12 protein-coding genes, 1 tRNA gene, 1 pseudogene and 1 riboswitch are annotated in these 13111 nt (G+C 45.6%); of the genes and pseudogenes, 7 read left to right on the top strand and 7 right to left on the bottom strand.

Annotated features, from left to right (window positions below; genetic code table 11):
• The first annotated feature begins 180 nt into the window (after positions 1-180).
• On the top strand, positions 181-1374 hold the full coding sequence (coaBC, locus tag HMPREF2726_RS03570; RefSeq protein ID WP_009312843.1) for a bifunctional phosphopantothenoylcysteine decarboxylase/phosphopantothenate--cysteine ligase CoaBC: 1194 nt from the start codon (positions 181-183) through the stop codon (positions 1372-1374).
• Between the two features lie 75 nt (positions 1375-1449).
• Here the strand turns inward: coaBC and HMPREF2726_RS03575 are convergent, their stop codons facing one another.
• The 4 genes from HMPREF2726_RS03575 to HMPREF2726_RS03590 form a co-directional block, all read right to left on the bottom strand.
• Positions 1450-2976 (bottom strand): DHA2 family efflux MFS transporter permease subunit, encoded by a 1527-nt coding sequence (locus HMPREF2726_RS03575; protein WP_003763839.1) that lies wholly within the window; start codon positions 2974-2976, stop codon positions 1450-1452.
• A gap of 230 nt (positions 2977-3206) precedes the next feature.
• A complete protein-coding gene (locus HMPREF2726_RS03580; protein ID WP_070602211.1) occupies positions 3207-4397 on the bottom strand; it encodes an HlyD/EmrA/EmrK family protein in 1191 nt (396 codons plus the stop codon).
• A 348-nt stretch (positions 4398-4745) separates the two neighbouring features.
• Positions 4746-6146, bottom strand: coding sequence for an efflux transporter outer membrane subunit (locus tag HMPREF2726_RS03585; RefSeq protein ID WP_070602213.1), 1401 nt, complete (start codon positions 6144-6146; stop codon positions 4746-4748).
• Between the two features lie 53 nt (positions 6147-6199).
• The gene (locus HMPREF2726_RS03590; RefSeq protein ID WP_003757030.1) at positions 6200-6694 is read right to left on the bottom strand and encodes a MarR family transcriptional regulator; all 495 of its coding nucleotides are present in this window, start codon (positions 6692-6694) and stop codon (positions 6200-6202) included.
• Between the two features lie 549 nt (positions 6695-7243).
• Between HMPREF2726_RS03590 and HMPREF2726_RS14335 the strand changes: the two are divergent.
• The 3 genes and pseudogenes from HMPREF2726_RS14335 to HMPREF2726_RS03600 form a co-directional block, all read left to right on the top strand.
• Positions 7244-7309 (top strand): annotated as a pseudogene (locus HMPREF2726_RS14335) (transposase); the annotation flags it as partial.
• A 139-nt stretch (positions 7310-7448) separates the two neighbouring features.
• Positions 7449-7493: riboswitch (PreQ1 riboswitch) on the top strand.
• A gap of 4 nt (positions 7494-7497) precedes the next feature.
• On the top strand, positions 7498-7971 hold the full coding sequence (gene queF / locus HMPREF2726_RS03595) for a preQ(1) synthase (RefSeq protein WP_070602215.1): 474 nt from the start codon (positions 7498-7500) through the stop codon (positions 7969-7971).
• Between the two features lie 75 nt (positions 7972-8046).
• Entirely contained in the window at positions 8047-8730 is a 684-nt protein-coding gene (locus tag HMPREF2726_RS03600) for a 7-cyano-7-deazaguanine/7-aminomethyl-7-deazaguanine transporter (RefSeq protein ID WP_049222771.1), read from the top strand.
• 88 nt (positions 8731-8818) lie between these two features.
• Here HMPREF2726_RS03600 and HMPREF2726_RS03605 read toward each other — a convergent pair.
• From HMPREF2726_RS03605 to HMPREF2726_RS03615, 3 genes are all read right to left on the bottom strand, one after another.
• Positions 8819-8893: transfer RNA gene (locus tag HMPREF2726_RS03605), tRNA-Arg, on the bottom strand.
• 4 nt (positions 8894-8897) lie between these two features.
• Entirely contained in the window at positions 8898-9344 is a 447-nt protein-coding gene (locus HMPREF2726_RS03610; RefSeq protein ID WP_070602218.1) for a DUF441 domain-containing protein, read from the bottom strand.
• 5 nt (positions 9345-9349) lie between these two features.
• Positions 9350-10324, bottom strand: a complete 975-nt coding sequence (locus tag HMPREF2726_RS03615) for a polyprenyl synthetase family protein (protein WP_003780144.1) — start codon at positions 10322-10324, stop codon at positions 9350-9352.
• A gap of 262 nt (positions 10325-10586) precedes the next feature.
• Between HMPREF2726_RS03615 and rplU the strand changes: the two genes are divergently transcribed.
• The 3 genes from rplU (at position 10587) to ubiM (ending at position 13016) form a co-directional block, all read left to right on the top strand.
• Positions 10587-10895: a 50S ribosomal protein L21 gene (gene rplU / locus HMPREF2726_RS03620; protein WP_003763980.1), complete on the top strand. Its 309-nt coding sequence runs from the start codon at positions 10587-10589 to the stop codon at positions 10893-10895.
• 25 nt (positions 10896-10920) lie between these two features.
• A complete protein-coding gene (gene rpmA, locus HMPREF2726_RS03625) occupies positions 10921-11193 on the top strand; it encodes a 50S ribosomal protein L27 (protein ID WP_002212328.1) in 273 nt (90 codons plus the stop codon).
• 638 nt (positions 11194-11831) lie between these two features.
• Positions 11832-13016 carry a 5-demethoxyubiquinol-8 5-hydroxylase UbiM gene (ubiM, locus tag HMPREF2726_RS03630; protein ID WP_009312835.1) on the top strand — a complete coding sequence of 395 codons (1185 nt, stop codon included), beginning with the start codon at positions 11832-11834 and terminating at the stop codon, positions 13014-13016.
• Positions 13017-13111: the final 95 nt, after the last annotated feature.

The following is a 13111-nucleotide window of genomic DNA, read 5'->3' on the forward strand; positions in this document are numbered from 1 at the left end:
AAAGGTCGTCTGAAATCCCTTTCAGACGACCTTTATCATAAATATCCGAAACAATTTCAAATATACCGAGCTTCAACTCACAACTTAAAGCCATCCACCCATCAATCCCTGTTACTTTTTTGAACAGTATCCATGTTAGTATTATGACTTATTTGATTCAAATTGGATTGAGTTACTGTAATGAGTAAACACATTCTTTTAGGGATAAGCGGTGGTATTGCGTCTTATAAATCATGTGAGTTGGTCCGATTACTAAAAAAACAAGGACATTCTGTAACGGCAGCAATGAGCCGTGCAGCCACTGAATTTGTTACCCCCCTTACATTTCAAGCATTAAGCGGAAATCCTGTTCTAGTCGATACGCACGATGGTCACTCGACTAGAGGAATGAGTCATATTGATTTAACCCGAGAAGCGGATGTTTTTTTGATTGCTCCCGCTACTGCCAATACGGTTGCCAAGATTGCCAACGGTATTGCTGATAATCTGCTGACCAATTTGGCAGCGGCACGAAAATGCCCCATGGCAGTCGCTCCGGCGATGAATGTGGAGATGTGGAACAATCCTGCCAATCAAAGGAATATCCAACAACTGATTTCAGACAACATCACGGTTTTTCAGCCATCCTATGGCGAACAGGCTTGCGGTGAAATCGGGATAGGGAGAATGCCTGAAGCGATTGAACTTGCCGATTTGATTCATGATTTATGGACGCCGAAAATACTTGCCGGCAAAAAAATCTTAATCACTGCCGGCGCGACCTTGGAAATGATTGACCCGGTCCGTGGAATTACGAATATTTCCAGCGGTCAAATGGGCATTGCCCTAGCCCGTGCATGCAGAATGGCCGGCGCACAAGTTACGTTGATTTATGGACAGTTACAAACTCCCCTGCCAACCGGTCTCTATCATGTAGAACAGGCTATTAGCGCCAAAGAAATGTACGATGCTGTTCATAAATATATTGAAGATCAGGATGTTTTTATTTCCGTAGCCGCTGTGGCTGACTATAAGGTAAAAAACAGCAGCCCGCACAAATTGAAAAAAGAAAATTCAAAAGATACCCCAACCCTTGAATTGGAAACTAATCCTGATATTTTGGCATCTGTAGCCGCCTTACCCAAACCGCCTTTTTGCATTGGATTTGCCGCAGAAAGTGAAAAAGTTTTGGAATATGCTCGGGCAAAACGTTTACGCAAAGGCATTCCGATGCTGATTGCCAATGATGTTTCTCAAGCAATGGGAAAATCCACCAATCAGATTACTATTATTACGGATGACGAGGAACTATCTTTCCCTGAGAAAGAGAAATTACAGGTAGCAGAAGAAATCGTTCAATCTCTTGCTCGCCATCTGGACAAACCAAACCTGTAAGTAATCAGGTTAGTCTTCACTATCTTCTACAACAGCAAAGGTCGTCTGAAAATTTTCAGACGACCTTTGTGATATTTAATGCCCTGCTGATGAACTCCCATTAAACGGCGGCTTGGCAAACCAAATTATGGAAATCATGACGATGAACAAGATACTGCCAGCCAGAAAAATCTCATTTGATCCCATAATGAAGCCTTGCTGCGTAATGGCATCGGAAATATTTTTCAAAACCTGCTGTTCACTCAGCCCCCGATTCGTCATTTCATGAACTGTTTGAACAGTCAAACTCGAATATGGATTAATCTGTTCACTCAGTTGCGTATGATGCAAAGCTTCTCTCCGCTCCCACATGGTACTGACTATGGATACACCCACACCACCCATGAAGACGCGCAAGAAATTAGACAGGCTACTTGCTGATGCAATTTGATCGGATTTAATATGGGACAATGTAATGCTGGTCAACGGAAGGAAAAACATGGACACACCCAAGCCTTGCCAGAATTGGGGCCAAACAACATTGCTCATATTCATTCCGGCATAAAAATCAGTGCGCCAATAGAAAGTAAAAGCAAACGTCAAGAAACTTGCGGTAACAAGAAGACGCATATCAATGCGGTTGCCGAATCTACCTATAATCGGGGACAACAAGATAGGAAGAAAGCCCACCGGCGCAGCCGCCAAGCCCGCCCATGTTGCGGTATAACCAAGATTAGACTGCAACACCAGCGGCAACAGCGTGAGCGTACCCATGTAAACCATAAAGCCCAATGAAGTTGCCAGTACGCCTATCGTAAAATTTCTGTTGCTAAACAAAGAAAAATCGACAATCGGGTATTTCTCGCCAAGCTCCCAAACCACAAAATACGTCAGACATACCAATGCAACGATGCCTAACACAATAATCTCTCCAGAGGCAAACCAGTCCAACTCTTTACCTCTATCGAGCATCATTTGCAGCGCACCGACGCCAACCACCATTAAGACCAAACCGATGTAATCTATCGGCGTCTTAACCACCTCCGTTTCCCTATCCCTCAATTGCTGCCACACAATAAGTGCAGAAATAATACCGATAGGGATGTTGATGAAGAAAATCCAACCCCAATGCCAATTATCCGAAATCCAACCGCCGAGAATAGGACCTAAAACGGGCGCGACGACAACGGTCATTGCCCACAAGGCCAAAGCCAATGTCCGTTTTTCAGGAGGATACGATGCCATTAACAAACTTTGCGACAGCGGAATCAACGGTCCGGCTACAAAGCCTTGTAACACCCTGAAGATCACCAAAGCCTGAAGATTGGGTGCAATGCCGCACAACCACGACAGCAAAACAAATCCCACTACGGAGGCGATAAACAGTTTTACTTCGCCAAACCGTTTTGCCATAAACCCGGTTAGCGGCACTGAAATCGCATTCGCCACGGCAAATGACGTAATAACCCAAGTACCCTGAGTAGTCGCTGCCCCTAAGTCCCCGGCAATTACCGGTACTGCAACGTTGGCAATCGTGGTATCCAAGACTTCCATAAAAACGGCAAGGCTGAGCGCCAACGTAACCAGCACCAGCCTAACACCCTGCAATGGCGGATAATTCATATTTCTTCGCTATTATTCATTCAATATATTGCACAGTGATTGCGCTTAGATACACATCCCTTTTCAGACGACCTCTTTGATGAATATTCACATCATCGCAAGCCAAAAACAAAGTTCTGCCTTACATTTAATCCATCACAATTTTGCTTCCTCATGCGCTTCGATATCTATTCGCTATCAAATACCCAAATTCAGCAATTCAACGCATGACAGGTCGTCTGAAAACATTTTTACTTAGCGTATTTCTCAAAAATCTTATCGATCAACGCATCGGCGGCAGCCCAATCTACGCCTTCAGTTTCCGGGGATGTTACATTTTTATCAGCGGCAGCCGTCATGTTTTTTCCTGAGCCGGCACCTGAAATATCAACTTTTACCTTCATAGATAAACCGACACGAAGCGGATTAGCCTGCAACTCTTTCGCATCCAAACTGATGCGGACCGGAACACGTTGCACAACCTTAATCCAGTTCCCCGTCGCATTTTGCGGCGGCAAAAGAGAGAATGCACTGCCCGTACCCGCTGACAAACCCATCACCCTGCCATGATAGACCACTTTATTTCCATATAAATCAGCAGTCATTTCAACAGGTTGACCAATTTTCATTTGACGCAGTTGCGATTCTTTAAAGTTAGCATCCACCCAAAGATTGCTCAAAGGAACCACAGCCATCATTGGAGAACCTTGGGCAATACGCTGCCCAACTTGAACATTTCGTTTGGCAATCTGTCCATTCATCGGCGCGCGAATTTGGGTGCGTTGCAGATTCAGCCATGCATCCTTAATATGGCTGATGGCTGTTTGCACCGCAGGTTGTTGACGCAGAGGGATATTATTACCTAAAACTGCTTGTGCAGAAGTCTCTTCCGCTTCCACTGCCTTCAAAGCCGCTTGCGCCTGAACCACCGCAGCACGGGCATGACTCAACTCTTCACCTGAAATCGCATCCGTTCCCGATAAAGCTTCACGTCGGCGCAAATCTGCCTGAGCCTTTGCCAATTCGGCTTTTCGCAAAAGAACCTGCGCTTTTGCTTTTGAGTTAACCGCAGTTTGTTGTTTATTCTGACGAATTGCCTGAATCAATTCATTTTGAGCACGCTCGTAAGCCAGCTGGAAATCGCTGTCGTCCAACGCAACCAAGACATCCCCTTTTTTGACCACATCAGTATCGTCATACATCACCTTCCTTACCGTACTGGTGACCTGAGGGGTAATTTGCACCAGATGACCCGCAACATAGGCATCTTCCGTCTCTTCCTCGTATTGCCAGAATAAGAAATACGCAAGAGCCACACCGACTGCAATCAAAATAAAAAGCAGTGTAACAACTGCCAGATTACGCCCGCGTTTACGCCCTACCCTTGAACTTTTTGTCCCTGAATTGCGTAATTGTTCATTATTTTCTAGATTCGCATCCATGATTTCATTTTAACCTGGGTAATTACAGACTATTTTCCTTATGCACCCCATCCCACTAATATCTCATTGATTTTAATAGAATAGACAATACTGAAAAATACATACAGAGGTGCATTCTATAGCCGCATCGTTACTCAATCAAGTAACAATCATATTTAAAAACCATTTGGATATCCTCTTTTACCATTAGACGCAAACAATCATTTCAAAGTCATCCAAGCAATACCTATTCCTAACAACCAAAAAGTAATTGGCGACATTCTGAATACATACATTTAAACGTTAAATGCATATCCAAAATATCGCCAATTGACTTGATTAAAAGGAAAGGAGTCGTCTGAAAACCTTCTATTGAGTTTTAAACCCACCACCCAACTGGGCATTCAGATTGCTCCATGCAATCAACCGTTCAGATTGATACTGCACCAATTGCATTTTCACTTGCAACATATCATCTTGTTTTTGTAATGCGCTGAGACCATTATCCAATCCCGCCCTCACTCTACCCTGAGCATTTTTAACCGACTTTTCGGATATTTTCAGCATTTTATCCCAAGTAGACTGTTTGCTTTGCAGGCTTTGGTAATCTACAACAGCATCCGCAGCAGAACGCATCGCATTCAAAACCGTTTGATCGTACACGGCCACCTGCTCATTATATTCTGCACGTTTGCCTGCCAATTTTGACTGTAATGCCCCAGACGTAAAAATAGGAAGATTGATAGCAGGAACAATACCCAGCATACCTGATGTTTTACCCCTTACCACATTGAACGCATCAATATGTCCAAGACCCGCCAAGGCTTTTAACTCAATATTGGGATAAAACTCTGCTTCGGTGGATTTAACCGTATGCAGCTTAGATTCCAATAATGATTTTTGTGCCGCGATATCCGGTCGGGCTGCTAACAAATCCGCATGGATTCTATTCACAGGCACAACAGGAACCACCCCCATCCTACCGGGTTCTTGTTCGGAAAGTGCTCCCGGCACGTTACCGCTCAATACTGCCAAGGCATGTCGGACTTTGGCAATCTGTTGTTCCAATGACGTTTTTTCCAACTGAAGTTGCTGATTTGCCAATTCAAGCGGGTACAATGATTGTGCGGGCATCAGGTTTGCATGGATTCTGCGTGAGACCAATTGCTGCATTTTCTCTGACAGATTGATACGTTCCTGCACAAGAGCCTGACGCTCGCTCAAAGCCTGCCAAATAAAATATTGCTTGGCTACCGCGTTCGCCAGCTCAATCCGTGCCTGATGGGCTTCATACAGAATTGCCTGACGACGTCCCAAAACCGCTGCAATCTGCTCACGGTTTTTTCCCCAAAAATCGAATGTCCAACTTCCCTGTACTGCTGCGTTTGCCAACAATAATGTATGGTCGGTATCAATACGGGAAGATGCGGGCTTGGGTGCAACATACATCCCAACCCCGCGCGTGGACATACCGATTTGCGTTTTGCCGGCGGCTTCGGTTATTCCCAGCTGCGCTTGTGCTTGTTCGAAACGCGCCTTGGCAATACGCAAATCCGTTGATGTCTGGATAGCTTGTGCAACCAGTTGATTCAGTTTGTTATCTTTTAATTGCAACCACCATCCGTCTTGAATGAGGGATGCCGACTTACCATCGGGCAAAGAATACACCGTTGGTTCTTCCAACGGTGCTTGTTTACCAAACTGCGCACAAGCTGCAAGTACAGATACTGCGATAATACAGATGCCCCGTTTGGCAATATTTGATTTCATGGCAGACTCCGTTTTTTTACTTTTATCCCTGCCACAATTCTTACTGCATCAGATCAGCTGTCCAAACGGTTCAACAGCTTGCCCAACAGATTTTGCAACTGGGTATAATCCTCATTGGTAAAATCTTCCCAAGCTTCACCGCTCTTACTGGAAATCTGCGGCCATACTTGTTGGATAAAAGACTCACCTTCCTGTGTTAATTTTAACACAATCTGGCGGCGGTCTTGCTGGTTGATATGACGACCTACCCATCCCCGTTCTACCATCTCATCGGAAAGACGGGTCGCACTGGTACGCGTCAAATCCATCAAGTCGCTCAAACGCGAAGGAAGGATTTCGCTTTTAGGGCTGACGTAAACCGCCATCAAAGCGAACCATAAATTCTCGTTGATACCGAAAGTTTTCAAATTTTCATTGAGATGACTGCTTAGACGTTCGGTTGTTACCCGTAACAGACGCCCTGTTCTTACCTGTTGTTCTGAAAATTCAGGCAGGCGGTCGGAAAGTTGGCGCAGCGCGTTGACCAAGTCGGTTTGTGAAAAACTCATTATAAATATCCTCTTCTTAAATTTATTGGCTGTTTCTGCTGCAAATCAGAACAAATAATGACAATCTCATTTGCCTCAAAATACCAAATACTTATTCAATGCCGCTATACTAATTCAACTGATTATTTTCCGAATGAAAATCTGACAATCGGTCCAAGAAGATAACAAGTGGCGTTTTTTATGCATAAGTCATCTAATTTGTATGTAATTCCGAATTCTTACTCTACAAAATCAGTATTCAGAAAGGATAGATTTGTGGTTGCCGACAACTTAATTTATTGTTTATATTGAAAACCCCATAATTTATTAGAGAGATGGCGCTTCTCCTTAGTTCTATAACTCAAAATATGAATTTTGAGATACTACTGAAAACACTTCAAAAAAATTTTAACTTTTACGATTAATGCGGGAAAATTAACTAGAAAAATCATAAATTTAAAAATCAGTTTAAATTCAATCCGCATTACTTTGCAAAGGCATTACCGCCACATCAAAACATCCGCGCCCACCTATCATTTTTATGCATTTCCAGCCCAGCGCTCAACCGCTAAATATAGTGGGTTAAATTTAAATCAGGACAAGGCGACAAAGCCGCAGACAGGACAGATAGTACGGAACCGATCACTTTGGTGCTTCAGCACCTTAGAGGAATCGTTCTCTTTGAACTAAGGCGAGGTAACGCCGTCGGTTTAAAGTTAAGCCACTATAATTATCAAAAAAATCACAAACATAGTTCCCCTTATATTACAATCCGCCTTTCGTGGTTCGAAAACCTCCCACATTAAAAAACTAAGGAAACCCTCATGTCCCGCAATACCGAAGAGCTGCAAGGCATCTCTCTTTTGGGCAATCAAAAAACCCAATATCCGACCGGCTACGCTCCCGAAATTCTTGAAGCATTCGACAACAAACATCCCGACAACGACTATTTCGTCAAGTTCGTCTGTCCCGAATTCACCAGCCTCTGCCCCATGACCGAGCAGCCCGACTTTGCCACCATCTACATCCGCTATATCCCGCATATCAAAATGGTGGAAAGCAAATCCCTGAAACTCTATCTCTTCAGCTTCCGCAACCACGGCGATTTCCATGAAGACTGCGTCAACATCATCATGAAAGACCTGATCGCCCTGATGGATCCGAAATACATCGAAGTTTTCGGCGAATTCACACCGCGCGGCGGCATCGCCATTCATCCTTTTGCCAATTACGGCAAGGCAGGTACCGAGTTCGAAGCATTGGCACGCAAACGCCTGTTTGAACACGACAGCCAATAATCCATCCCCTTTTACGCATTTTCAGACGACCTTTTTCACGAGAAGGTCGTCTGAAAGCCTTTCCGAAAGATTTCCATGTACGAATTTACAACAGCGCAACAACAGAAGGCGCTCTTCTGGCTGGTGCTTTTCCATATCCTCATCATTGCCGCCAGCAACTATCTGGTGCAGTTCCCCTTCCAAATTTTCGGCATCCACACCACTTGGGGCGCGTTTTCCTTTCCCTTCATCTTCCTTGCCACCGACCTGACCGTCCGCATTTTCGGTTCGCACTTGGCACGGCGGATTATCTTTTGGGTCATGTTCCCCGCTCTTTTGCTTTCCTACATCTTTTCCGTTTTGTTCCACGACGGCAGCTGGACAGGCTTAGGCGCGCTATCCGAATTCAATACCTTTGTCGGACGCATCGCCTTAGCCAGCTTTACCGCTTACGCACTCGGACAAATCCTTGATATTTTTGTGTTCAACAAATTACGTCGTCTGAAAGCGTGGTGGATCGCCCCGACCGCATCAACCGTCATCGGCAACGCCCTGGATACATTGGTATTTTTCGCCATTGCCTTCTACGCAGGCAGCGATGAATTTATGGCGGCAAACTGGCAGGGCATCGCTTTTGTCGATTATCTGTTCAAACTCACCATCTGCACCCTCTTTTTCCTGCCGGCCTACGGTGTGATTTTGAATATCTTGACGAAGAAGCTGACGACACTGCACTCCCAACATCCTCAAAAGCAGATGCTGCCGGCACAAGAATCTTGATGCAGTCCGACAGAACGATTTACGATTCCCGTTCATAGAAAACACAAAGAGGTCGTCTGAAAATTTCAGACGACCTCTTTGTGTTTTATGGCCTCGCCAACAGGAATCGAACCTGTATTTTACGCTTAGGAGGCATACGTTCTATCCGTTGAACTATGGCGAGCGTGTTAAACTTTTCCTGCAATAAACGATAATAATCCCGCGGCAATCAGTGGGCCGACTGGAATGCCGCCCATAAACGCCACACCGATAACCGTACCAATTAAAAGACCTGTTACCAAAACAGGTTGTTCACTCATCAGCGGTACGCCGCGCCCTGCCAGCCAGGCGACAAGGATGCCGATTAATACGGCGGCAATCATTTTGAAATTGACAAATTCCGACAGCGGCGGAATTTGAACCTTCCCTGAAACCAGCGGGCTTAAGACCCCGATTGTCAGCAAAATAATCCCAAAATGCAAGCCGTGTTTTTCAACGAAAGGAATATATTGCGACAAAGCAGTCTGCTGCATTAAAAGCAAAATTGCTGCGGAAATCGTAATCGAGTTGTTGTTGCTGACGACGCCGAGAAAAATCAGCGTCACCAAAAACATTGGGACGAAATTGAAATTCATCGGATTTAAGAAACCCGTGCCAATGATTCCTCAGCCAACTGAATCATCGCCTGCTTGACTTCGCTATCGGGCAATACTGCCAAAGAAGCCACGGCTTGCTCAACGGCTTTTCGTGCTTCAGAAATCGAATAAGTCAGCGCGTCGGAATGGACAACATAATCATGGATTTTTTGGAAACTGCCGCGATCCGCATTTTCCAAAGCGTGGCGCACATCGTCCGCCACTTGTTTCGAACCGTTGCGCATCAGATAAATCAGCGGCAAAGTCGGTTTGCCTTCTGCCAAATCGTCGCCGACGTTTTTACCGATTTCTTCGGTTTCGCCCGAATAATCCAAAACATCATCAATAATTTGGAACGCCGTACCGACATACATACCGTAATCTTTCAACGCCTGCTCATGCTCGGGGGCGGCATTGCCCAAAATCGCACCAACCTGAGCAGCTGCTTCAAACAATTTGGCCGTTTTATATTGAATCACTTGAACATATTGCGCTTCGGTAATATCGGTATTGCCGATGTTCATCAGCTGCATGACCTCGCCTTCAGCAATAATATTGGTTGCATCCGCCATGACTTCCAAAATGCGCATACTGCCGGAATCAACCATCAATTGGAAAGCGCGCGTATACAAAAAGTCGCCGACCAACACCGCCGCCGCGTTGCCGAACAGATTATTCGCCGTTTCGCGTCCGCGGCGCAAATCGCTTTCATCGACAACATCGTCATGCAGCAGGGTTGAAGTGTGGATAAATTCCACCATTGCCGCCAAAGCATACAGCTTATCTCCATCATAACCGACCGACTTACCTGCCAAAATCGTCATAATTGGACGCAGACGCTTACCGCCGGCACTGATAATATAAGTACCGATTTGCGAAATCAGCGCAACATCAGACTGAACCGCTTGGTTGATCACCTCATTGACCCGTGAAAGGTCTTCAGGCAGATGGCGTTGGAAATAAGGCAGGTTTTCGAGCATAACACATTCTCAGTCGGCAAAATGAAGCAGGCTTGCCGTATAAATAAATGGGTTGGGTATAAGGCGGAAATAATATTGCCGCATAAAAAATATCGGCAATCCAACGCGCGATTATAGCAGCAAAGCCCGTTTGACACATCTTTCAGACGACCCTGACCCCACAAACGAAATAAACTTTGACAAAACAGGCAAATAGCAATAGAATGCCACGTTTCGCACAATGGTGTGCGGGATATTAACCATAATTCTCATGGAGTTGAGTATGTACGCGGTCGTAAAAACCGGCGGTAAACAATATAAAGTTGCCGTTGGCGAAAAATTGAAAGTAGAACAGATACCAGCCGAACTCGACAGCCAAATCGAACTGACCGAAGTTTTGATGATTGCTGACGGCGAATCTGTAAAAGTTGGCGCTCCTTTCATTGAAGGCGCAAAAGTAACAGCTAAAGTAGTAGCCCATGGTCGCGGCGAGAAAGTACGCATTTTCAAAATGCGCCGCCGTAAACACTACCAAAAACGCCAAGGCCATCGCCAAAATTTCACCCAAATCGAAATCGTGGCAATCGCCTAATTTTTGAAACTTAGGAGTATTACAAATGGCAAGTAAAAAAGCAGGCGGTAGCACCCGCAACGGTCGCGATTCAGAAGCCAAACGCTTGGGCGTAAAAGCCTACGGCAACGAGCTGATTCCGGCAGGTTCTATCATCGTCCGCCAACGCGGTACCAAATTCCACGCCGGCGACAACGTAGGCATGGGCAAAGACCACACTTTGTTCGCCAAAGTTGACGGTTATGTTGAATTCAAAACCAAAGGCGCGCTGAACCGTAAAACGGTCAGCATCCGTCCTTACACCGGTTCTGAAGAATAATCCGAGTTTATCGTGATATTGAGAAAGCCGTATTTCTTAGGGAATACGGCTTTTTTGTTTGTATGGGTTGGCAATGATTTTGCCATCGCCGATTCAATCTTAAACAGCGCAAACAACAAAGCAGCACACGATACAACAGACACGATAGGAAACTACACTGTACTGCTTATAGTGGATTAACTTTAAACCAGTACGGCGTTGCCTCGCCTTGGCTCAAAGAGACATTCTCTAAGGTGCTGAAGCACCAAGTGAATCGGTTTCTGTACTGTCTGTACTGTCTTGCGGTTTCATCGCCTTGTCCTGATTTAAATTTAAGCCACTATACTACAAAATTTCAGACGACCTCTTCGCCCTCATGATAATCTTACCCTTCCCATACTCTGGCGTAAGAAAAAAGCAAACCCATATAGCCGCTACTTATTGTTTTTAAAATATGGCATGATACGCAACACATTGCCGCCATTGACTTACATTAAGCTCAGCGTAAAAAATCATTCACGATATAAATACTTGAATTACTCAATCGATACTTTTGCTATAATCAATTACTCAATGCAGATTACCCTTATCTCATTCAAACACAGTAAACTTAAGGTCGTCTGAAATTATCCGTCCCCCTTTAACAAAAAGGATGCCTCATGAGCTTACACAGCGATATTCTTGTCGTCGGCGCAGGACCTGCCGGGTTGAGTTTTGCCGCAGAACTGGCCGGCAGCGGTTTGAAAATCACCCTGATTGAAAAAAGCCCTTTAGAAATTTTACAAAACCCTCCTTATGACGGGCGTGAAATCGCATTGACCCACCTGTCCCGCGAAATTATGCAACGCTTGGGCATGTGGGATTTGATTCCGAAAGACGAAATTTACCCCTTGCGCGATGCAAAAGTCTTGAACGGGCAGTCCGATTACCAACTCCACTTCCCGCAACCGACCCAAGCGCGCGGCGAACCTGCCGACTGCTTAGGCTATCTGATTTCAAACCACAATATCCGCAAAGCCGCTTATGAAGTCGTATCCAAACTGGAAAACGTTACCATCCTGACCGGTACGGGCGTTAAAGAAGTCAAAACTTCCGAAGACGAAGCCCAAGTCATCTTGGAAAACGGCGAAGTTTTGAGCGGCCGCCTACTCTTGGCAGCAGACAGCCGCTTCTCCCAAACCCGCCGACAACTGGGCATTTCCTCCGATATGCACGATTACAGCCGCACCATGTTTGTCTGCCGCATGAAGCATACCCTGTCCAACCAGCATACCGCTTACGAATGCTTCCACTACGGCCGCACCATCGCCCTGCTGCCCTTGGAAGAACACCTGACCAACACAGTCATTACCGTCGATAGCGACAAGGCAGACACCATCAAAAAAATGTCTCCCGAAGAATTGGCTGCCAGCGTCAAAGAGCAGCTCAAAGGCCGTTTGGGCGACATGGAATTGGTCAGCACCATTCACAACTATCCCTTGGTCGGCATGATTGCCCAACGTTTCTATGGCAAACGCAGCGCCTTAATCGGCGACGCCGCCGTAGGCATGCACCCTGTTACCGCACACGGTTTCAACTTGGGCTTATCCAGCGCAGACCTCTTGGCAAAACTGATTCTCGAAGCGGAACAACGCGGTCAAGACATCGGCGCCGCCAGCCTGCTGGAAAAATACAGCACCAAGCATATGCTCCATGCCCAGCCGATTTACCACGGCACCAATATACTGCTCAAACTCTTTACCAATGAAACCGCGCCCGCCAAAATCTTGCGCGGCTTGGTATTGCGCGCCAGCAACAACTTCCCGCCGCTGAAAAAACTGATTACCAAACAACTGACCGGCTAATCCGTTTAAACACATCAAAAGGTCGTCTGAAATGCTTTTCAGACGACCTTTTGACTATCCAATCAAATATAGTGGATTAAATTTAAATCAGGACA

The organism is Neisseria sp. HMSC074B07, assembly GCF_001810355.1.
Taxonomy (GTDB): domain Bacteria; phylum Pseudomonadota; class Gammaproteobacteria; order Burkholderiales; family Neisseriaceae; genus Neisseria.